The organism is Aliirhizobium sp. YIM B11859 (assembly GCF_057163345.1).
In genome coordinates this window covers 149,533-170,638 of sequence record NZ_JBXHAY010000008.1, presented here as the reverse complement: position 1 = coordinate 170,638, position 21,106 = coordinate 149,533, and the positions used below count along the sequence as shown (strand labels likewise).

The window sequence follows — 21,106 nt, the reverse complement described above, 5'->3', positions numbered from 1 at the left end:
GTTCGGTGCGGCATCATCGGCATAATATTGATTGTTTCCCCGAATATAGGCTGGTGTCCGAATAATGCGGACGGTGGTTCGCTTCCTATCAAGGGCCTAAGACGACTATCATTGTCCGTAGCCGATTTTTCCGAACCGGTTTATCCGGCGAATGCACCGACGGAACCTGTGCTTGGCGACAAGCCCTTCACAAGATGAAGTTGCTTCGGTTGTAGAGATGCACGAATCCCATTTTCGCGAGGTTGGTGTGTGAGATATTCGCCTTTTCAACCGACGGCACCTCGGTTTCGACCACGAAAGTCGATACGTTGCGGGCTGCGCCTTCCTGTAAACGAGCGTGAATAAGGGCCTTCTGCGCGCCGCGGTTTCGAAAGCTTGGAACTGTCGTTCCTCCGCCGAGCCAGGCAAAAGATCCTGAAGCGAACATGGCTCCGGTTCCAACCGGTGTTGCTCCGTCCAACGCGAAGAAGCACGACCATCCGTCTCGTCCGACGATTGCGGACCATAGAGCGGCGAGGTTTTCCGGAAAGCCGAACCCTGCGCACATCATTGTGCCGAACAATTCGGCTTCATCGCGCCCAACTTTGCGTGTTTTTACATCTGCTTGCGATGGAAGGGAGACAGAATGTGCGTCTCGCCTGAGCTTTGCCCATCCGGGACCATAGGCAGCCAATCCCTTCGCCTGGACCCAATGTTTCAACTCGTCGGATGCGGCATCGATGTTGACCTGAAGGAACCGGTTACCCGCCTTCATGTTCATCCAGGCATAGGCTTGCTCGAGGTCTTCGGGCGCGCTGAGACCGAGGATGCGATTGAGACCGATAGCAGGCGCGCGTGGAAGTGAGATCGTGCATCCGCCACGGATGGAAATGCACTCGAATTGTTCATCGCCCGGCAATCGCCCATGGGCGGCTTGATACAGATCCATGAAAGCCTTGGCCTCAATGGCGTCTTCTTTCGTCGGGTAAGGATAATCAGAAGAACGGGGATCCAAGACAGTGCTCCTGAGCCGAAAACCTAAGGTTGACGGATAAGGAGGATCATTTGCTTAATAACGCGACAAGCGCAGCGGCGATTTCCTGCACATGTTCCCCAATCGAAAAATGCCCGTGCCAGGAACGTGTCGGGTAATTGCACCATCACATCGGACACATTTGCAACCACGTTTCCAGACGTCTTGCAAATGGTCTGGTGCGGTGTAACGTCCGGCTTTTATCTATTTATGAGGGCAAAGTGCCAAACGACGGCGAGCTCCGTACCTTTCCCAGGCAAAGCCTCTACCAGTTCGGCGATTTCCGCTTGCTGCCAGAGGCGCAGGCCCTTCTGCACAAAGGAGAACCTGTTGCGCTCGGCGGACGGGGATTCGATATACTGACCCTGCTTGTAACGCGGGCTGGCGAGGTGGTCAGCAAGGCCGAGCTATTCGCTCATGTCTGGCCGGGCTACATTGTCCACGACCACAATTTGAAGGTCAATGTCGGCAATTTGCGGCGTTCGCTGGCCGATCTCGATCCTTTGACGGAGTATATCGCGACGATCGCAGGTCGTGGCTACAAGTTTGTCGCCGCAGTGGACAGCAATCGCCCGGCGGTGGCGCGGCACGGGTCTTCAATCCAGAGCCATTATGCCGCCCCGCCTCGTGTGCGAGAACTCCTTGGCCGCGATGATGCGATCCGGCAAATCTCCGAAAAGCTCGATCAGCCGGGTTATGTCGCAATCGTCGGGCCGGGCGGTGCCGGAAAGACGTCACTTGCGGTCACCGTTGCCCGACATCGCTGCGGCGCCGGCGAGGCCATCGTTTTTGCGGATCTCTCGACAGTCAGTGACCCTCGGTTCGTTGTGCCCGCCATAGCCTCTGCTTTCGGCATTTCCCTTGGACTGGACGATCCGATTTCTGCCGTGATCGATGTCCTTCGAAGCAGCCAGGTGTTTCTGGTCATCGACAATTGCGAGCATGTCATCTCGATGGCAGCGATGATCCTCGAGCGGATATCATCGGAGGTACCTGCCGCGCATATCCTCGCGACCAGCCGCGAGCCGCTGCGGACGCGGCACGAGCAAATCCATTTTCTCTCCGGGCTCGCTTATCCGGATGGCACGACGCCGCTCTCCACAAGCGATGCACTGCAGTTTCCGGCAATCCAGCTCTTCATCGGCAAATCGCAAGCGGCTGGCCTTGCAGACCCGACGGATGACTATGTCCGCAGTGTCGTCTCGATCTGCAAGCGGCTGGAGGGCCTGGCGCTCGCTATCGAGCTGGCTGCCGGCACCGCCAGCGTCCTTGCACCCTCTGAACTCGATGATCTCTTCAAGGACGGTTTTGATTCAATGAGTCGGGGAGCAAGGGATGCGCCCTTGCGCCACCAGACTTTGGAAGCCACGCTCGACTGGAGCTATCGGCTCCTTCCTGAGAGCGAGGCCGTGTTGCTCAGTCTAGTTTCGGTATTTTCGGGCCGGTTCAACGCCGAGGATGTCGAGGCGATCTATGCCGCGGGCGCTCTCGATCCTATGACAGGACGTGATGCCTTGGCGCAGCTTGTGGCGAAATCACTCGTTGCTGCGGAATATGATGGCGGCACCATGCACTACCGGCTGGCCGAGAGCACCGGCGTCTATGCTGCGCAACGCCTTTTCGGCTCACGCTACCGGGAGAAGGCAAGGCGGCAGTTTGCGATCCGGATACGAGACAAGCTGCAGATTGCGGAACGAGAATGGTCTTCGCAGACGTCTCGCGAATGGCTGCGGAAATATCGGCGGCAGATCGACGATATAAGGGCTGCGATCGGCTGGGCGTTCGATCCGGCTGGCGACGCGGGATTGGGCGTCGAGCTGGTGGTCGCAGCATTGCCCCTCTGGCAGGAACTTTCGGCTTTTCGGGAAATGTTGGCGGCCATAGACCTTGCAGGCGAGAATAGCCCAGCCCTTCAAGGGCTCGCGCCGCTCTGCCGGGCCAAGCTCTCAACCGCCAGAGCCTGGGCCATGACGCTCGCGCGCCACATGCATCCGCAAACCGACGATGCCTGGTGCGAAAGCATTTTTCATGCGGGCAGGTCGCATGATGCCGAGTTTCAGATACGCTCTGTATGCGGCCAGGCGGTTTTCCTGGCCTATTCCGGCCGGCCGCGCACGGCATTGCGCAGCATGAACGATTTTGCGGCCACAAAGGGACTGGACTGGGCGGTTGCGCCCGACGGCAAGCGCCTGCTGGCGCATATCAAGATCTATGCAGGTGAGTTCAATTCGGCATCGGCCCATCTGGAGGCGTTGATGAAGGATTGGGGTCATCTGGAAGAGGGGCATGGATTGTCCCGGTTCCAGGTCGATCTGCCCGTTGGCATTCGTCTGTCTCAGGCATTTCTGCTGTGGTTACAGGGTGACGCGGATCGTGCCTCCAGTCTGGTCGATCGGGCCATCGTGCGGGCAGCCGATCTCGATCACATGATATCCTTGGGCAATGCAATCTCGCTGACGGGCCTTCCGATCGCCTTCGTCGAGAGGGATCTGGAGACCGCTTCGCAACTTCAGAAACAACTTGCCGAAGTCGGCCGACGTGAAACTGTTGGTATCTACGAGGGTACAGCCAGGTTTTTTGCGGGCGCCATCCAGTCGGCCCAAGGAAACCGAGCTGGTTTCGCCCTGATGCATGACAGCATCGCCGGCCTGCTTCGTGGCGGGTGGCGTGCCCGCGTTCCTTTCTACCGCAGCCTGCTGGCGGAGGCTTATATCGCCGTAGGCGATATGCAGTCAGCCGAGGAGTGCCTGCGGGCCGCGGTTGGCGAAATCGGGATCCGCGAGGAACGTTGGTGGCATCCGGATCTCTGGCGTGTTGCGGGTATGATTGAAGCCGGAAACGCGCAGCCACAGAAGGCTGCGCGCTATTTCCAAAAATCCCTGGATTGCGCCCGGGCGATGGGTGCAGGTGCAGCGATCCGGCGGACACAGCTTGCCATGGCTGAAATGGACTGAAGCTGATCCTGCCTTCCTGTCGTGTTGTCACCTCGCAGGACAGAAGGCGAATGCAGCCCTAGCCGGCCTCGCGCGCAGCCTGCTGTGCTTGCGCATAGCTCTCGGCGACCGCTGCGTAATTGGGCGCGACAAGTCCGTAGAGCGTGCCGAGTTCTGCCGCCTCCGGCCGTACCCAGGTGCGGTGAAGCTCGGACAGCAATGCATTGGTCGAGGTCGGTTTGACGCCACCCTGCACGAAGCGGGCGAGTGAAATGCGCGAGGCCATGTCGCTTGGATCCCCCGAAGCGTCGAGTACCGCATAGACGTCATAACCGGCGGCGCGGGCGTCGAGCGCCGGAAACATGACGCAGGCGCTGGTCCAGACGCCGGCCATGATGAGCGTCATGCGTCCGGTCGAGCGCACCGCGCCGACGAAATCGTCATTGTCCCATGCATTCACTTCGCCCTTGCGCGGCACATAGACGGCGTGCGGTGCATATTCATGGATCTCGGGCATCAGCGGGCCATTGGCGCCGGCGGGTTCCGAGGCGGTGGTGATGACCGGGATATTGAGGAGCGTGGCGAGCTTTGCGATCGTCACCACGTTCCGGCGGAGATCGGCGACCGAGATGTCCTTGACCGTCTGAAACAATCCCGACTGATGATCGAGAAGCAGGATCAGGGCGTCGGATGGGTCGATGAGGGTCGTGCCGCCGCCGGTCGGGAGCACACTCGACTTGGATTTGCTGCTGTACATGGCTGTTATCCTTTCCGGGTTTCGGCTATTTGGTCAGGTTTTGCGCGAGGAAGTTGCGCATGATCGGGATCATCTCGTCCGCCTTGTCTTCGAGGGCGAAGTGTCCGGTATCGAAAAAATGAAGCTCGGCGTCGGGCAGGTCGCGCAGGAAGGAACGTGCGCCGGCGGGCAGGAAGATCGGGTCATTTTCACCCCAAAGGATCAGGGTCGGCGGCCGATATGCGCGGAAATAGGCATGGAAAGCCGGGTAAAGCGCAACATTGGTGCGATAATCGTAGATGATGTCCAGCTGGATTTCCGCGCTACCGGGGCGGTCGAGGAAGAGCTGATCGTAGAGCCAGGCGGCGGGATCGATCCGCGCCGGATCCCTCATGCCGGTAAGGTATTGGAAGCGCGTCCCGTCCAGCGACAGAAAGGGCCGCATCGCATCGCGGTTTGTTGTGCCGTTATCGGCCCAATAGGCGCGTGTCGGTGCCCAGAAGTCCCCCATGCCGTCGTCATACGCATTGCCGTTCTGGATGATCAGGGCGGTGACCCGCTCGGGATGGGCCAACGCCACGCGAAACCCGGTCGGCGCGCCGTAATCCATGACGTAGAAAGCGTATCGTTCGATACCCAGCCGATCGAGAAGGCCGACGACGACATTCGAGAAAGCCGCAAAACCATAGTCGAAGTCGTTCGAAGGCGGCATTCCTGACAGGCCGAACCCCGGAAGATCGGGCGCGATCACATGATAGCCGTCGGCGAGCGCCGGGATGAGATTGCGGTACATATGCGAAGAACTCGGAAAACCATGAAGCAGCACCACGACTGGTGCATCGCGCTCGCCTGCCTCGCGATAAAATATGTCCACGCCAGCAACGCTCATGGTTCGGTGATAGGTGACGGGCTGCGTCATTGTTCGTCTCCTCCTTCGGTGGACGTTACGGTGGAGGCAGCTGCTGCGATGAACGCGGCCACCTCCTGCGGGTGCGAGATCATCACAGCATGGCTGCTGTCGATTTCGCTGATCGCCGCTCCCGCCCGCGCCGCCATCCGGCGCTGCGCAGTCGGAGGCACCATCCTGTCGGCGGAAGCGACGAGATAGAAGCTTGGTTTGGTCTGCCATGCCGCATGGGTGAGGGATGTGACGGCCGCCGCGATGGCCCAAGGAAGCTGTGCAGCGGCCAGGAACCGGGTGGTAGCATGGTCAACATCGGCTGCAAAAGCTTCCGGAAAACGGGCCGGATCTACAAGCAGATAACCGTCCTGAGGAGGCAGCAGCGGTGCTTTCGTCTCGCCGGGACCTGCCGGTGCCTCGTTCAGCGCTGCAACGGACTCGCCGACATCGGGTACAAAAGCCGCAATATAAGCCAGACCTCGGACCCGCGGATGGTTGCCTGCCTCGGTGATAACGGCCCCGCCATAGCTGTGGCCGGCTAGGAGAACCGGATTTCTGGCCGCAGCGATCAGGCGCTTGACAACGGTAACGTCTCCCTCGAGCGAGGCGGTCGGATGCTGTGCGACAAGCACTTCAAATCCGCGGTCGACGAGTTCGCCATAAACCTGTTGCCAGCCGGAGCCGTCGACAAAGGCGCCGTGCACCAGGACGACCGAAAGCGATGGCGCGCCAGTTGCCTGGGCGCCGAAAATGGAATTGGTCATCTCTTTTCCTTTCGGGATGTTGGGTGCGGGGCCGCAAGGGGCCCCGCAGAGCGCCTCACTTGCAGAGCTTGCGGTCGAGGAAATCGCGGATGAGGGGCGCCATCACGTCGAGCTTGTCTTCCAGCGCAAAATGGCCGCTGTCGAGAATGTGCATCTCGGCCTTAGGGAGATCGCGAAGATAGGGATGCGCGCCGGCCTCGGGAAAAATCTTGTCGTTCTTGCCCCAGACGATCAGTGTCGGCGGCTGGCGGTCGCGGAAGAAGGCCTGGAACTGCGGGTAGAGCGGCACGTTGCTGCCGTAGTCGCCCAGCAGGTCCAGCTGGATATCCTTGTTGCCCGGTCGGTCGAGCAGGGCCTGGTCGACGACCCAGTTGTCGGGGCTGATCCGCGCAACATCGCCCATCCCGTCGGTATATTGGAATTTCGTGATTTCGAGGGTCACGAGACCGGCAAGTGCTTCCCGGCGCTTCGGCGTCTTTTCGGCCCAGTAGGCCTTGATCGGGTCCCAGAAGGCCGCGAGGCCCTCGGTATAGGCGTTGCCGTTCTGCACGATCAGGGTTTCGACCCGTTCGGGATGTTTGAGTGCGAGCCGGTAGCCGATCGGCGCGCCGTAATCCATGACATACATGCTGTAGCGGCCGGCGCCGACCTTTTCGGTCAGCTTGTCGACGATGTTTGTGAGGTTCGCGAACGAATAGTCGAATTTGGTGTGGTCGGGTGCGTCGCTCTGCCCATAGCCGGGATAGTCAGGGGCGATGACGCGGTAGCGGTCTGCAAGCAGGGGAATGAGGTTGCGGAACATGTGAGACGAGGTTGGAAATCCGTGCAGGAGCAGGAGGACCGGCGCGTCCTTGGGTCCGGCTTCGCGATAAAAGACCTTCACGCCGTCGATCACGATATTCTTGTAATGAATGACGGGAACCGTTTTTGCGGCGATGATTGCATTGGCCGGCATGCAACGGTCATTGGCAATAGCGGGAGCAACGGCCGCCATGAGTGCGATGGCGCTGATAATAAGCTTTTTCATGATCCTTACCTCTCCAAAAATGGGTGCGGATCCACATCAGCACCTCTGGAAAGAGGACTAGCACCGGCCTTCTTTGGGGCCGGGATAAATAAGGGTAAAAAGTTGAACGGTCAGTCGTGGCTAAGCGCGCAGAACGGGATTTGACTTAGGGAGCGGATCTGCTGGCCATGCCGGCTAGACGCCGGAATGATTTCGTTCCGGTTCCGCAGCGCCGGCAAGCCTCCCGTTCGGAACTCGTCGTGCCGATATTCTGCAACGGCGAGGCGATCGGTGTCATTGATCTGGACAGCTCGCGCCGGCGCGATTCGATACGGAAGATCAGACGGGCATGGAGCGCCGGGCGGAGATTTTTGTTGTTTCGTTCTAAGTGGCACGACGTCATCGGCTGCGCCTAGCCTCTCTTTTTCAGCTTTCCTCCATCTTTGTAAGTGATGCTCGGGCGAGCGAACTCGTTGTTGTCGATCACGACATCCGCACTCGTGGCCGGGGCGCAGATGCTTTCATATATCCGGTATGCGGGCTGATAGCGGGCGGTATAAATGGCGCGGGCCTGGTCTTTACCCCCAAGCAATTGGGCGTCCCGTTTCAGTCCACGGTCTTCGGACACAGCTGCGCGTGTGTCGACAAATACTGTAATATCCCAGCTGTCGATCAGCTCAGGGCGCTGCAGGAAGGTCCCGTCCACGATGATCATGGCGTCAGGCGAGGCGAGCTGCGGTACCTGCTCGATGGTTGCATCATTGATTAGGTCAAATGAGGCTGTTCTATATCTACGATCGCCGGCCGGACCGAGCGGCGACAGAAGAAGGGCGCTGATAGCTGCGAGATCGCGCGCATCATGATAATAACCCTCGGGAGAATGCCGGCCACGGGCATAGCGCTCAGCCTTTGACCGATGAAACCCGTCAATGGAAGTTCGAATGACCTGCCGACCGGTTGCGCCGAGGATGAGCGCCAACTCGTCAGCCAGCGTAGTCTTGCCGGAAGCAGTTCGTCCGTCTACCGCGATGCGCAAGGGGTGATTCAGGCCTACCGAGGATATGGCTGACGCGAGGTCACACAGGACCGCGGCGCGATTGTCGTATTGCAAAGGGGTTATGCTCCAGATGAAAGCTGACCGCCTAGCTAGCTGCGGTGATTGACAGTTTTACGTCAGTGCCACTTCAGCTACCTTCGGCCCTGGTTTGCCTAGGCGCTGGATGCAACACCTGAAAGTCTTCTGCTTCCTTGGCCAGCCAGTCACAGAATAGGTTGGCCTTTCGGTTTCGTCTCGCTCGTCTTAGAGCCACGTAATGATGGCCGCTGTCGACAAAACCAAAGGGCGCGGCCAGCCGGCCAGCTTTGATGTCATCGGCTACATAAGGCCAAGGCGCGGCACTCACGCCCAGTCCGACCCTTGCTGCCTCGAGCATGAAATAGAAGTGCTCGTAATCGACCCGTGGTCCCGAAGAAAACGCCAGCCCCGACCTGGAGAGCCAGTCGGCCCATGCATTCGGTCGCGTGCGGGTGTAGAGCTGAGAAAGACCATCCAGATGTCCATCTCGCTCGTCGAACAGGACGGTTGCGAGGACCGGGCCGATTTGCTCCGGAAATAAGGGTATGACATCGGCACCGTTGGGCCAGGGAGGATCCCCGACCCGGATCGCCACATCAAAGCCATCCCGCACGAAATCCACGGGCTTTGATGACGCCGTCAACCGCACTTCGACTTCCGGATGGTCGGACTGGAAGCGATACAGGCGTGGAATAAGCCAGCGCATCGTGAATGTTCCGGGGCAGGAAACGTCAAGCGGACCTTCGCTTGAGTCGGCGACGGCTCTCACCGATGCATCGATCTGGTCAAAGGCCGTGCCGAGGCCAGCGAGCAATGTCGTTCCGGCTTCCGTCAGCCTCAACCTGTTCTTTGGACCTTCGAATAGTGGCACGCCCAAAAGCGCCTGGAGATGCTGGATCTGGCGGCTGACAGCACTGTGGGTAACGTTGAGTTCGTCAGCCGCCAGCGTCATCCGACCATGACGGCCGGCCGCCTCGAAGGCACGCAAAGCATTCAGCGATGGAAGTTGTCGTGCCATGTGAGATTTCTGAACATTGCTTGTTCGATCATATCGCTTCTAATTCGATGTTAAAGCAGATCTTATCGAAGAAAGAAAAGCAGAACATGTCATTTTCGCACATGACATAGGTCCACGATCGACCGGCGGAATGCATAGAGGTAGGAAAGCAATGAGTGAAAGATATACTGACGGCAGCGCCGGCGACGCGAACTATGGGGTTATCGGGCAAGGGTATGCGAACTATCGTCAACCAGACCCCCACATCGCCGATTTCATCCGCCAGTCGCTGGGCGATGCCATGACGGTGTTGAATGTCGGGGCCGGTGCCGGTTCCTATGAGCCGGTCGATCGTGCGGTGACCGCCATCGAGCCGTCGGCGTCCATGCGTGCCCAGCGCCCTGCCCACCTTCCCGTGGCCATCGACGCGGTCGCCGAAAATCTTCCCTTTCCCGACAAGAGTTTTGATGCAAGCATGGCCACTTTCACGGTCCATCAATGGCCGGATCTGGTTTCCGGGCTATCCGAGATGCGCCGCGTTACCCGCGGACCGGTCGTTATCCTGACCTGCGATCCCGACGCGCTCGCCCTGTGCTGGCTGAACGACTATGCGCCGGAAATGATCTCGGTCGAGGCGCGCCGCTATCCGTCCATGACTGCAATCAGCAATGCGCTTGGTGGTGAAGTTGCGGTTCTGCCCGTGCCTATTCCGTTGCAATGCAGTGATGGTTTTGGCGAGGCATATTACGGTCGTCCGGAGCGCATCATGGAAGCGGGCGCCCGGCTTGCAAACTCGGCATGGAGCTTCGTCGATGAAAGTGTGGGTGCGCGGTTCGTCGCCGAGCTCGGACGGGATCTGGCCGACGGCACTTGGGACGCTCGCTACGGCGTCCTGCGCACGCAACCGTTCTTCGAGGGCTCATTAAGGCTAATCGTAGCGTGAGCGGAGCGCATTTCGTAAAAGAAGAGCTGTGCGCACTGCCGTCACTTTCCGGCCCGTTTGCGTAGTTTGATACGGATGCCCTGCCTGATGGTTCTCACTGGCGGAAAGATTTCATGACTGATCCGGCGATATTTGCGCGTCGCGAAAAGGCAGTGTCGCCCTAGCAAGCCCGCGAGTGACGGGTCTATCGTCGCGAAACTAAAGCCCAGGGGGCCGTATCCCCCGTCCCGATCTGATCCTGCAAGCGGATCAGCGGCTCAGATTGGGCCTCGCAGGCCTCCTGTTCGGCGGCCAAACGGACATTTCTAGTTGGCATAGTGGCGGATGAGCTAAATCATCCGCCATAACGCATTGGGCGCATTCGATTTCCAATTTCCGTGCGTAGAAGCGGCGAATTTGAGATCGCAAACGCGAGCTGGAAGCGGCGAGAAACCCGCCGACTTCGGTTTGGCGTGGCCATTGCGATGATTTAGAGTGCGTCCGCAATCGCCTTGCCGCATTCGACCGTGTTGGCGCTGCCGCCAAGATCACCGGTCTTCAGTCTGTCATCGGCAAGCACGGTCTCGATCGCATCCAATATTGCCTTCGCCGCCGACGGTTCTCCCAGATGATCCAGCATCATCGCTGCCGACCAGATCTGGCCGACCGGATTGGCGATGCCCTGGCCAGCAATGTCGGGCGCCGAGCCATGAACCGGTTCGAACAGCGAGGGAAAATTGCGCTCGGGATTGATGTTGCCGGAAGGGGCAATCCCGATCGTGCCGGTGCAGGCCGGGCCGAGATCGGAGAGGATGTCGCCAAACAGGTTGGAGGCGACAACCACGTCGAACCAGTCGGGATGCAGCACGAACTGGGCGCAGAGAATATCGATGTGATACTTGTCCCATTTGACGCCCGGATAGTTCGCGGCCATTTCTTCCACCCGCTCGTCCCAATAGGGCATGGTGATCGAGATGCCGTTAGACTTGGTCGCCGAGGTCAGGTGGCCCTTGCGGGAGGCGGCAAGCTCGAAGGCATATCTGAGGATGCGATCGACGCCGGTGCGGGTCATCACCGTTTCCTGCACCACCACTTCGCGCTCGGTGCCTGGGAACATGCGCCCGCCGATCGAGGAGTATTCGCCCTCGGTGTTTTCCCGAACGACATAGAAGTCGATATCGCCCGGCTTGCGGCCGGCAAGCGGGGATTTGACGCCGGGCATCAGCCGGCACGGACGCAGGCTGACATATTGATCGAATTCGCGGCGGAACTGGATGAGCGAACCCCACAGCGAGATGTGATCCGGCACGCGTGCCGGCCAGCCGACGGCGCCGAAAAAGATCGCATCATGCCCGCCGATCTGCTGTTTCCAGTCCTCCGGCATCATCCGGCCATGCTTTTCGTAATAATCGCAGGAGGCGAAGTCGAACGTGTCGAATTTCATGTCAATATCGAATTTCGACGCCGCTGCTTCTAGAACACGCAAGCCCTCCGGCACCACTTCCTTGCCGATGCCGTCGCCGGCGATCACGGCAATCCTGTAGGCGTTCGAAGCTTGCATGGCCATCTCGTCTTCTCCTTCATGGGGTCTTGGTGCTGCCAACCTAGCGACACCGCATTTTCGCGCAAGGTCGGGCTCGGTCGGAGGGCAGCCAATTACTGCCGCCCTCCGGTCCCGTCATTCCGCCAGTTCGCGCATGACCTTGATGAGGTCGGATTTGCCTTCGAAGCCGATGCCGGGCAGTTCGGGCATGGTGATATGGCCGTCGATGACCTTCACGCCGTCCGGGAAGCCGCCATAGGGCTGGAAAAGATCGGGATAGCTTTCGTTACCGCCAAGACCGAGGCCCGCGGCGATATTGAGCGACATCTGGTGGCCGCCATGCGGGACGCAGCGCGACGGCGACCAGCCGAACTGGCGCAACACGTCCAGCGTGCGCAGATATTCGACGAGGCCGTAAGAGAGCGCGCAGTCGAATTGCAGGAAATCTCGGTCGGCGCGCATGCCGCCGTAACGCAACAGATTGCGGGCATCCTGATGCGAGAACAGGTTCTCGCCCGTTGCCATCGGCGCATCGTAAAACTCCGAAATCGCCGCCTGCAGCGCGTAATCGAGCGGATCGCCGATTTCCTCGTACCAGAAGAGCGGATAGTCGCGCAGCATCTTGGCATAGGCGATGCCAGTTTCCAGATCGAAACGGCCGTTTGCATCCACGGCAAGCTTTGCCTCGGACCCAATCTCCTCAAGCACGGATTCGATACGGCCGCGATCCTCGTCGAGCGAGGCGCCGCCGATCTTCATCTTCACGACATTGTAGCCGCGGTCGAGATAGCCCCGCATCTCCTTACGCAGCGCACTGTTGTCCTTGCCCGGATAATAGTAGCCGCCGGCCGCATATACGAAGACCTTCGGATCCGCTGCGCGGCCCTTCATTTCGGCCAGCAGCCGGAAAAGCGGCTTGCCCTCGATCTTGGCGACCGCGTCCCAGACGGCCATGTCGATCGTGCCGACGGCAACCGAGCGTTCGCCATGGCCGCCGGGTTTTTCGTTCATCATCATCTTCGCCCAGATCTTGTGTGGGTCGAGATTGGTGCCGGCATCGTTGATCAGGTCTGCCGGATCGGCTTCGAGAATACGGTCCTTGAACCTTTCTCGGATCAGGCCGCCCTGGCCATAACGACCGTTCGAGTTGAAACCGTAGCCGACGACGCGGCGGCCATCCTTGACGACGTCGGTGACGACGGCGACGAGGCTCGCCGTCATTTTGGAGAAGTCGATATAGGCGTTGCGAATGGGCGAGGCGATCGGCTTCGTGACTTCGCAGACATCAATGATACGCATGTTATGCTCCGTTTTAATGTGTATTGCGGTGTGTTCAGCTTCTGGCAGGCGCGCCGGTGGCGGTGATCCGCTGGGGTCGCTCGCCGCGTTGTTCGGCGATCACCGCCTTGACGGTTTCCCGGTCGAGCGCGCCTTCCCATTTGGCGATGGCGATCGTCGCGATGCCGTTGCCGATCAGATTCACTACGGCACGGGCCTCGTTCATGAAGCGATCGACGCCGAGCAGCAGCACGAGGCCGGCAACCGGGATGGTGTGGAAGCTCGACAGCGTTGCGGCGAGGGTGACGAAGCCGGCGCCTGCGACGCCCGCCGACCCTTTGGAAGTCAAAAGCAGCACGCCGAGGATCACCAGCTGGCCCTCGAGCCCGAGTGGCGTGTTGGTGGCCTGCGCCACGAAGACGGCGGCCATGGTCAGATAGATGCAGGTTCCGTCGGCATTGAACGTGTAACCGGTCGGCAGGACGAGGCCGACGACGGACCGCTTGCAGCCGAGCTTTTCAAGCTTGTCCATCATCCGCGGAAGGACGGCTTCGGAAGAGCAGGTGGCCAGCACGATCAGGATCTCGTCCTTGAAATAGCGAAGAAAATGCAAGAGCGGAAAGCCTGACCAGCGTGCGACCGATCCGAGGATGACGACGACGAAGAGGATCGAGGTGAGGTAGACGCCGAGCATCAGGTGGCCGAGTGCCCAGAGCGAACCGATCCCGTATTTGCCGATCGTATAGGCCACACCGGCGCCGGCACCGATCGGCGCCAGCCGCATAATCATCGCGACGATCTTGAAAAGCGCCTGCAGCAGATTGTCCAGCACATCGACGAGCGGTGCGGCGCGTTCGCCAAGCTGGACGAGGGCGACCCCCATCAGCACGGCGATGAGGATGACCTGCAGCATCGCGCCTTTGGCAAAAGCATCGACCATGGTCGTCGGGATGATGTTCATGAAGAATTCGACGGCGCCGCCCTGGGCCTGTGCAGTCTGCTGGTAGGTAGCAATCGCGCTCGCGTCGATCTTGCTGGCATCGATGTTCATCCCGACGCCTGGCTGCATGATGTTGACGACGACGAGCCCGATCACCAACGCGATCGTCGACAGGACCTCGAAATAGATCAGCGACCGGACACCGATTTTGCCGACCTCCCGGATGTCACCCATCTTGGCAATGCCGAGCACCACGGTCGCGAAGATGACCGGTGCGAGCAGCATCTTGATGAGCTTGATAAAACCGTCCGCCAGCGGCTGCAGTTTTGTCGCGAAATCCGGCACGACCAGCCCAACGATGATGCCGAGCGCGATGCCGATCAAAACCTGAATATATAACTGTCCCAACAGCCGTCGTGTCATGGACCCGTTCCTCCCTTGGTTCATGCACTCTCCTCCGAGCACATGTCGTTTTAGGACGTGGCTGGGAACGGGGTCCAATGCCGATGCGTGTTTGTTTGGTGCCGTTTCGGCATCGACATTTTCTCATTGCGTTGCAGCAATACGGAAATCATTTGATTTTCCCGACGTCACGTCCTTTCTTTGGTGCATGAAAAGCATTGAGATGGGAGAAGGGCTTTCGATGGATGTTACTTGGCTTGCTGATCTTCAGGCGCTTGCCGATACGCTGAATTTCTCGCGGGCGGCGGAAAAGCGGAATATCACCCAGCCAGCCTTCGGGCGGCGGATAAGGTCGCTAGAGGACTGGTGCGGTTCGGAACTGGTCGATCGCTCGACGCATCGGCTGAAGCTGACCGCAGCCGGCGAGATCATGCTGGCCGCGGCAAACGATCTCGGTGGGCGGCTGGAGCGCGCCCGCCAAGATCTTGAGCAGTTGCGTGCCTCGGCCTCGACCGTGACCTTTGCGGCGACGCATGCGCTGTCCTTCATCTTCTTTCCACACTGGATCCAGAATCTCGGTTCCATGGCATCGACCATGCCGATCCGGCTTCTCTCCGACAACATGAACGAGTGCGAGCGGATCATGCTCGAAGGGCGGGCGCAGTTCCTGCTCTGCCACTATCATGAAAACAGCCGGATCCGTCTCGACATGCACAACTACCGGCATGTCGAGCTTGCCAGCGACCGGCTAATCCCGGTCAGCGGCCGGGACGCAGGGGGCAGACCGCTCTACGACATTTCAAGCGCGACCGACGAAGTGGTGCCGCATCTCTCCTTCGAGGAAAAATCCGGCATGGGCCGTATCCTGGCCTCAAGCCTTGCTATCCGGACCGAGGCGCTGCGTCTGCAACCGGTTTTCTCCTCGCATCTGGCGATGGCGCTGAAGGCGCTGGCGATCGAAGGGAAAGGGGTCGCCTGGATACCGGAAAGCCTAGCTGCGGATGAAATGGTAGCCGGCGGCCGTCTGGCTTCGGCGGGTTCGGACGATTGGGCAGTCGGGGTGAAGATCGTTCTGATCCGCCCGCGTGGACGGATGGCGGATATGGCGGAGATGTTTTGGAGCATGGCGCAGGGCAGGAATACGCTCACGGCGTAAGGCGGCCGCCCCCCAATCAATCTATCGAAGACCTCGGTATTCAGGCCATTTCCGCCCGGCAACACCGCTGCGTAGTGCGGAGTGATGCCGGGCGTATCTATCGGTGGAGCTCAGCCGATCGAGAAGGGAACGGTGATGAAGCTCTGGTTGTCACCACGCTGGATGAGCAGCAACACGGCCTTGCGACCGGATTTGCCTGCATCGGCCACAGCGGCCTTGGCCTCGTTTGCAGTGGTCACTTCGTGCTGGTTGACGGAAACGATGATGTCACCCGTCTGCAGGCCAGCGTCGGCCGCCGGCTTGCCGGGTGCCACGCTTTCGACGACCGCACCCTTTTCGCGCGCGGGGAGGTTCAGAGCCTGGCGGATCTCGGCTGTAACATCGGTAAGCCCAACCCCGATGGTCGGAACCTTATGGGCCGCTGGACCGACCTTGCCTTGCGCGGCGGAAGCCTGCTGTTGATCCTCTCCGTTTTCACCAATCGTCAGGCGCAGATTTTTCGATGCGCCCTGGCGCCATACCGTCAGGTCTTCCTTTGATCCGGGTGCAAGATCTGCGACCATGCGCGAAAGGTCACGAGGCGACGCGATCGATTTTCCACCAAGTGCGGTGATGACGTCGCCGGTCTCGATACCAGCCTTGGCGGCCGGCGTTTCGTCGTTGACGTTGGCGACCAGCGCACCTTCCGGCTTGTCGAGACCGATCGCATTGGCGATGTCGGTGGTGACCGGCTGGATCTGTACACCGATGAAGCCGTGCTCGATCGAGCCGTCCTTCATCAGCTTTGCGACGACCAGCTTGGCCTGATCGGAGGGAATGGCGAAGCCGACACCGACGCTGCCGCCATTCGGCGAATAGATCGCGGTGTTGATGCCGACCACATTGCCGTCGTGATCCACAAGCGGGCCGCCGGAATTGCCGTGATTGATCGGTGCATCGATCTGGATGAAGTCGTCGTAAGGCCCGGAGTGAAGATCGCGGCCACGGGCAGACACGATACCGGCGGTGACCGTGGTGCCGATGCCGAACGGATTGCCGATTGCGAGGATCTGATCCCCGAGCTGCAATGTGTCGGAATTGCCCCAGGCGACGGTGGAAAGAGGTTTCTTGGTCTCGATCTTGACCACGGCCAGATCAGACTTGGGATCGGCACCGATGAGTTTTGCCGGCAGTTCTGTCCCGTCATCGAGTGTGACCTTGATGTCGAGCGCCTTGTCGATGACGTGGTTGTTGGTGACGATATAGCCATCCGGGGAGATGATGAAGCCGGAGCCCAGTGCCTCGGCGCGTTGGGACTGCCGCTGCTGGGGTGCCTGCTGCGGCATGGGAATGCCATTCTGGCCGAAGAATTGCCTGAACTGTTGATTGAACGGCGAGTTGTCGCCGAAGGGAGAGGCTTCATCTGCAGCAGCAGATTCGGCCTTCATCGTCGTGGTAATGGTGACGACGGCTGGTTTGTCGGCCGAGACGATGGAGGCAAACGAGCCGGCCGGCGCAATGATGCCGCTTACGGGCGTAGCGGCGGCAGACGGTGACGATGCGGCATGAGCTGCATTGTTACCGAGAATGATTGGCGTTGCCAGCGGGACTGCGACGATGGCGGCACCGAGCAGGGCCAGGACGCGGTTTCTGCGAATGATGTTGGACATTGTCGTTTCACTCTCTGGGTAAAGTTGGACACGCAAAGGCGTCGCCGCCGGCAAGGCGGCACGCCGAAATTTGAGGGGACTTTCAAAGGGGACGGTGGATGCCGTTGTGTGGCAGTCTAGTCGCACACGCGGGTGCGATACATGTCGCCCCAACGATCCTGATGCCATACGACATGGCAGGAGGGGTAATAGGCGGCGACCGGTGGAGGGCCGTAATATCGTGCTGGCGGAGGACCGTAGGGTGCTGCGATATAGGCTGGCGGCCCGTAGGCCGGAGCTCGGGTGGCGCCGGCAATCAGCGCGCCGCCGATCACGGCGCCTGCAACACCGACGGCAAGGCCGCGACCGAAATTGTTATGTGCTTCAGCCTGGGAGGCGGTGGCGACTGTCGTACCGGCAATCGTCAAGGCGACCAGACCGGCGGTGACGAACTTATGTGCTGTTGTCCACATGGTCTTGATCCTGTCATCCGGTCTTCAAGCTGCTCTATTCGCCGTGACCGTGAAGAGCACATTAGTTCGTGCTGGATTACCGTTGGATATCCGGCGGGTTAAAGCTTGGTAAGCTTCGATCGAAATGCCGTCTTCTGGGATGGGGCATCCTTATTCGGGCTCCGGGGCCATCGGCGCGAGAGAACAAAAAGCGGATCCGAAACGCAGGGCCGGCCTTGTGACGGATCTTTGCCTCGATTGATTGAGCGTTCGGGCCGCTTCCTGAAATGAACGGGGCGAGCCGTGGTTCAATCTCGAACAAGACCATGAAATCCGCCGGTGCCGCTAAATTGTTCAAAACAACTGACCGATGGTGACATCGAAATCGATACACAGACGACGAACTGTGAAGAAAGCAATCGGGATTATATTTGCTACGTCAATTGGGCTCTATGGTTCGATATGCTCGATGGACTTGGCGGAGATCTACTCCACAAAAAAAACGAAACGACGTTTCCCTTTTTCCAAGAACAGAATCTGATGCGGAAGCCGGTCGCTGAGCTTAGGCCCTTGCATCGGTCTTGGGATAATGCCTTGCGGCTCCCCGCGCCGCGCCGAGATGGCTAAGCATCAGATTGGATGCTCGCAGTCTGTCGCCCTGGAATATGGCATCAATAATGTCCAGATGTTCACGGCACCAATCCCGAACACGGCGTCGGTTGGAATAGCCGCCGAATTCGAGAAGCCGTCGCAACCGGTTCTGCTGCTGAATGGCCTGCAGGAAGAAGATATTGCCGCTGAAGGCGGCGATCATTTCGTGAAACTGCGCGTCCGTTTCGAACAGCTGGCGCGGATCGACGCTGGCTATGTCGGGATGCCCTTCAAGATAGAGGTGTTCCAGGCGCGACCGCTCGAGCAGGCCGGCGTCGAATTGAAAACTGCTCAAAAGCAACCCGGCCGGTTCCAGTGTGCTGCGGTAGTCATAGCTGTCACGCAGGGCGACCTGAGAATCAAGTGTCGGTCGAAAGGTCCAGCCACGGCCGCTATTGCGGGATAGCAGCCCGTCATTGACCAGATGCGTTAAGGTTCGTTGCAAAAGTGTCCGGTCGATATTGTAACGCCGGGTCAGCTCCGCCTGGGTGATGCTGTCGCCAAGAATGCCGGAAAGCCTGTCCTCCACGATGCGCGCATAGAGATCCTGATCGGCTGTGGCCGGCACTTCCACTTCAGTCCGATGAAGTGCGACCTGTTGCGCCTTCAGGAAAAATCCCTGGTTCTTTCTTGCCTCGACAATGCCGCGTTCTGCCAACAGGCTGAGGGCTGCTCTGACCGGTGTCCGCGAGACGCCAAGCATGTCGCCGAGCTGCTGTTCGCGCAGGTGATGCCCGATCTCGAATTTCGCGTCGCGAATGAGGTCGAGAATCTGGTTGGCAAGGCGATGCCGACCCTGCTGCGCATTTGTCGTCACCATCGGTGCGAGTTTTGTATCGTTGACGGACATATTGTACAATCATGCGGATGATATTCGTATGCCAGACTTAAGGCCATTCATCGGGAAAAGTCTATCTCTGGATGATAAGCGTGTGTTGAATTGCCGATGATGTCTCAATTTGCGGTCGAAAATCTCGATTAATGTGGCAAAATTGACCATTAAGATCAAAAAATAGGCACAATTTAAGGATGCGTAATATTTCACTTTCTTGCTTGACTCTCAAATTTCTTGAATTGTATTGTTGTAGTCAGAAAATGCAATGTTGACATAACAACAAGGGAACTCGCATGCTCAAGAACATCCTCGCCGCATTGATCTTGCCACTTGGTATCGCCGCTTCTGCATCCGCCGCCGAGCTTCCGGCCAGCGGGTTGGTGGAAAAAGGCGCGCTGACATACGGTGTCGCCGCGACATTCGCTCCGTTCGAATTTCAGAAGGACGGCCAGCTTACTGGTTTCGACATCGATCTCATCGCTGCTCTGTCGAAGAAGCTGAAAGCCGAGACGAAGCCGATGAACATGGAGTTCAAGGGGCTCATTCCGGCGTTGATCGGCAGCCGCATCGATCTCATCAATTCGGCCATGTACATCAACCCGGCCCGTTCCGAGCAGGTCGACTTCATTCCCTATCTGAAGATCGGCAATATGGTGATCGTGCAGGCGGGCAATCCGAAGAAGATCACCGGCCGTGATGATACTCTGTGCGGCAAGACGGTCTCCGTCACGCTCGGCGGCATTCAGGAAAGCCAGGCCCGTGCCGATGATGCGCGCTGCAAGGCCAAGAACCTTGAAGGCGTCAAGGTTTTGACCTTCCCGACCGCCCAGGATTCTGCGCTTACCCTTCGCCAGGGCCGCGCTGACGCGACCTTCGATTCCACGCCGGGCGCCGTTGTGCTGCAGAGTTCTGTTCCCGGCGTCTACGAAACGGTGGGGGAAGAATTCGAATCCAACACCAGCATCGGCATGGCAACCCGCAAGGGCGATGCAGCGGTGCAGAAGTCAATCAAGGATGCCCTGAGTGAGATCGTTGCCGATGGCACCTACAAGACCCTGATCGAAAAGTGGAAGCTGCCGGCATCTGTCGCGATCTTCAACTGATCTGTCCGATAACAACGAGAAAAGGAGAGCGGGATGTCACTTGATCTGGTCTTCGACTATGTCTTTTCGCCCGCTTTCTTCCACGGCGCGCTGCTGACCCTGGTCATCACGGTGACCTCGCTATTTTTCGGAATGATAACCGGCCTCGTCGTGGCGCTGCTACAGGAGTCGCGTATCAAACCGCTGCAGATTGGCACGCTTGTCTATCTGTGGTTGTTCCGCGGCACGCCTGTCCTGTTCCAGATCATCTTCATCTACAACGTGCTGCCGACATTCGGGATCATGCTGTCGGCCTTTGTCAGCGCGGTAATCGCGCTGTCGCTGAACGAAGGTGCCTATATGGCAGAGATCATTCGTTCTGGCCTGCAGGCGGTCAAGAAGGGGCAGCGGACAGCGGGTCTGGCGCTTGGCATGAGCCGGTTTGCGGTGATGCGTTACATCGTCATCCCGCAGGCGGCCCGCATCGTCTTGCCGCCGACGGGCAACCAGATGATCGGCATGCTGAAGACGAGTGCTCTCGTCTCGGTCGTGGCCGTGGAAGAACTGCTTCTCGTCGCCAACCAGACGGCGAGTTCCAATTTCAAGTATTTCGAGGCACTGACCGCCGCCGGCATCTATTACCTGGCGCTGACGACGATTTTCATGGGCCTCCAATATCTTCTCGAACGTGCTCTCGACCGCAAACGGCCGCGTGAAAAGCGTCGTTCTGTTCCCTTGATGGCGCGCCTGACTGCGCTCACCGAAAAGACAGAAGCCCGATGAAGGACAAATC

18 protein-coding genes are annotated in these 21,106 nt (G+C 59.2%); 5 read left to right on the top strand and 13 right to left on the bottom strand.

Annotated features, from left to right (window positions below; translation table 11 throughout):
- Positions 1 to 187: 187 nt before the first annotated feature.
- The gene (locus tag AC2GXZ_RS25985) at positions 188 to 994 is read right to left on the bottom strand and encodes a GNAT family N-acetyltransferase (protein WP_483762133.1); all 807 of its coding nucleotides are present in this window, start codon (positions 992 to 994) and stop codon (positions 188 to 190) included.
- Positions 995 to 1,233: 239 nt separating this feature from the next.
- Between AC2GXZ_RS25985 and AC2GXZ_RS25980 the strand changes: the two genes are divergently transcribed.
- Positions 1,234 to 3,966 (top strand): ATP-binding protein, encoded by a 2,733-nt coding sequence (locus AC2GXZ_RS25980; RefSeq protein WP_483762132.1) that lies wholly within the window; start codon positions 1,234 to 1,236, stop codon positions 3,964 to 3,966.
- A 58-nt stretch (positions 3,967 to 4,024) separates the two neighbouring features.
- Here AC2GXZ_RS25980 and AC2GXZ_RS25975 read toward each other — a convergent pair whose 3' ends face one another.
- From AC2GXZ_RS25975 to AC2GXZ_RS25950, 6 genes are all read right to left on the bottom strand, one after another.
- On the bottom strand, positions 4,025 to 4,702 hold the full coding sequence (locus tag AC2GXZ_RS25975) for an isochorismatase family protein (RefSeq protein WP_483762131.1): 678 nt from the start codon (positions 4,700 to 4,702) through the stop codon (positions 4,025 to 4,027).
- Between the two features lie 25 nt (positions 4,703 to 4,727).
- Positions 4,728 to 5,600 carry an alpha/beta fold hydrolase gene (locus tag AC2GXZ_RS25970; RefSeq protein ID WP_483762130.1) on the bottom strand — a complete coding sequence of 291 codons (873 nt, stop codon included), beginning with the start codon at positions 5,598 to 5,600 and terminating at the stop codon, positions 4,728 to 4,730.
- On the bottom strand, positions 5,597 to 6,346 hold the full coding sequence (locus tag AC2GXZ_RS25965; protein ID WP_483762129.1) for an alpha/beta hydrolase: 750 nt from the start codon (positions 6,344 to 6,346) through the stop codon (positions 5,597 to 5,599). Before AC2GXZ_RS25965 ends, AC2GXZ_RS25970 begins: the two co-directional genes overlap by 4 nt.
- 55 nt (positions 6,347 to 6,401) lie before the next feature.
- Complete coding sequence (locus AC2GXZ_RS25960; protein ID WP_483762128.1) at positions 6,402 to 7,373, bottom strand: alpha/beta fold hydrolase; 972 nt, start codon at positions 7,371 to 7,373, stop codon at positions 6,402 to 6,404.
- A gap of 391 nt (positions 7,374 to 7,764) precedes the next feature.
- Positions 7,765 to 8,388, bottom strand: a complete 624-nt coding sequence (locus AC2GXZ_RS25955; RefSeq protein ID WP_483762127.1) for a nucleoside/nucleotide kinase family protein — start codon at positions 8,386 to 8,388, stop codon at positions 7,765 to 7,767.
- A 148-nt stretch (positions 8,389 to 8,536) separates the two neighbouring features.
- Positions 8,537 to 9,445, bottom strand: a complete 909-nt coding sequence (locus AC2GXZ_RS25950; protein WP_483762126.1) for a LysR substrate-binding domain-containing protein — start codon at positions 9,443 to 9,445, stop codon at positions 8,537 to 8,539.
- A gap of 151 nt (positions 9,446 to 9,596) precedes the next feature.
- Here AC2GXZ_RS25950 and AC2GXZ_RS25945 point away from each other — a divergent pair, with 151 nt between their 5' ends.
- Positions 9,597 to 10,367 (top strand): class I SAM-dependent methyltransferase, encoded by a 771-nt coding sequence (locus tag AC2GXZ_RS25945; RefSeq protein WP_483762125.1) that lies wholly within the window; start codon positions 9,597 to 9,599, stop codon positions 10,365 to 10,367.
- Between the two features lie 469 nt (positions 10,368 to 10,836).
- Here the strand turns inward: AC2GXZ_RS25945 and AC2GXZ_RS25940 are convergent, their stop codons facing one another.
- The 3 genes from AC2GXZ_RS25940 to dctA form a co-directional block, all read right to left on the bottom strand.
- Positions 10,837 to 11,907 (bottom strand): tartrate dehydrogenase, encoded by a 1,071-nt coding sequence (locus tag AC2GXZ_RS25940; RefSeq protein WP_483762233.1) that lies wholly within the window; start codon positions 11,905 to 11,907, stop codon positions 10,837 to 10,839.
- Between the two features lie 117 nt (positions 11,908 to 12,024).
- On the bottom strand, positions 12,025 to 13,188 hold the full coding sequence (locus tag AC2GXZ_RS25935) for a mandelate racemase/muconate lactonizing enzyme family protein (RefSeq protein WP_483762124.1): 1,164 nt from the start codon (positions 13,186 to 13,188) through the stop codon (positions 12,025 to 12,027).
- Between the two features lie 34 nt (positions 13,189 to 13,222).
- Positions 13,223 to 14,530, bottom strand: a complete 1,308-nt coding sequence (gene dctA, locus AC2GXZ_RS25930; RefSeq protein ID WP_483762123.1) for a C4-dicarboxylate transporter DctA — start codon at positions 14,528 to 14,530, stop codon at positions 13,223 to 13,225.
- A gap of 220 nt (positions 14,531 to 14,750) precedes the next feature.
- Here dctA and AC2GXZ_RS25925 point away from each other — a divergent pair, with 220 nt between their 5' ends.
- Positions 14,751 to 15,665, top strand: coding sequence for a LysR family transcriptional regulator (locus tag AC2GXZ_RS25925; protein WP_483762122.1), 915 nt, complete (start codon positions 14,751 to 14,753; stop codon positions 15,663 to 15,665).
- A gap of 110 nt (positions 15,666 to 15,775) precedes the next feature.
- Here AC2GXZ_RS25925 and AC2GXZ_RS25920 read toward each other — a convergent pair whose 3' ends face one another.
- From AC2GXZ_RS25920 to AC2GXZ_RS25910, 3 genes are all read right to left on the bottom strand, one after another.
- The gene (locus AC2GXZ_RS25920) at positions 15,776 to 17,314 is read right to left on the bottom strand and encodes a DegQ family serine endoprotease (RefSeq protein WP_483762121.1); all 1,539 of its coding nucleotides are present in this window, start codon (positions 17,312 to 17,314) and stop codon (positions 15,776 to 15,778) included.
- 116 nt (positions 17,315 to 17,430) lie between these two features.
- A complete protein-coding gene (locus AC2GXZ_RS25915; RefSeq protein ID WP_483762120.1) occupies positions 17,431 to 17,766 on the bottom strand; it encodes a hypothetical protein in 336 nt (111 codons plus the stop codon).
- A 541-nt stretch (positions 17,767 to 18,307) separates the two neighbouring features.
- On the bottom strand, positions 18,308 to 19,246 hold the full coding sequence (locus AC2GXZ_RS25910) for a GntR family transcriptional regulator (protein ID WP_483762119.1): 939 nt from the start codon (positions 19,244 to 19,246) through the stop codon (positions 18,308 to 18,310).
- 278 nt (positions 19,247 to 19,524) lie between these two features.
- Here AC2GXZ_RS25910 and AC2GXZ_RS25905 point away from each other — a divergent pair, with 278 nt between their 5' ends.
- Both AC2GXZ_RS25905 and AC2GXZ_RS25900 read left to right on the top strand, forming a co-directional pair.
- The gene (locus AC2GXZ_RS25905) at positions 19,525 to 20,334 is read left to right on the top strand and encodes an ABC transporter substrate-binding protein (RefSeq protein ID WP_483762118.1); all 810 of its coding nucleotides are present in this window, start codon (positions 19,525 to 19,527) and stop codon (positions 20,332 to 20,334) included.
- 33 nt (positions 20,335 to 20,367) lie between these two features.
- Positions 20,368 to 21,096 (top strand): amino acid ABC transporter permease, encoded by a 729-nt coding sequence (locus AC2GXZ_RS25900; protein ID WP_483762117.1) that lies wholly within the window; start codon positions 20,368 to 20,370, stop codon positions 21,094 to 21,096.
- Positions 21,097 to 21,106: the final 10 nt, after the last annotated feature.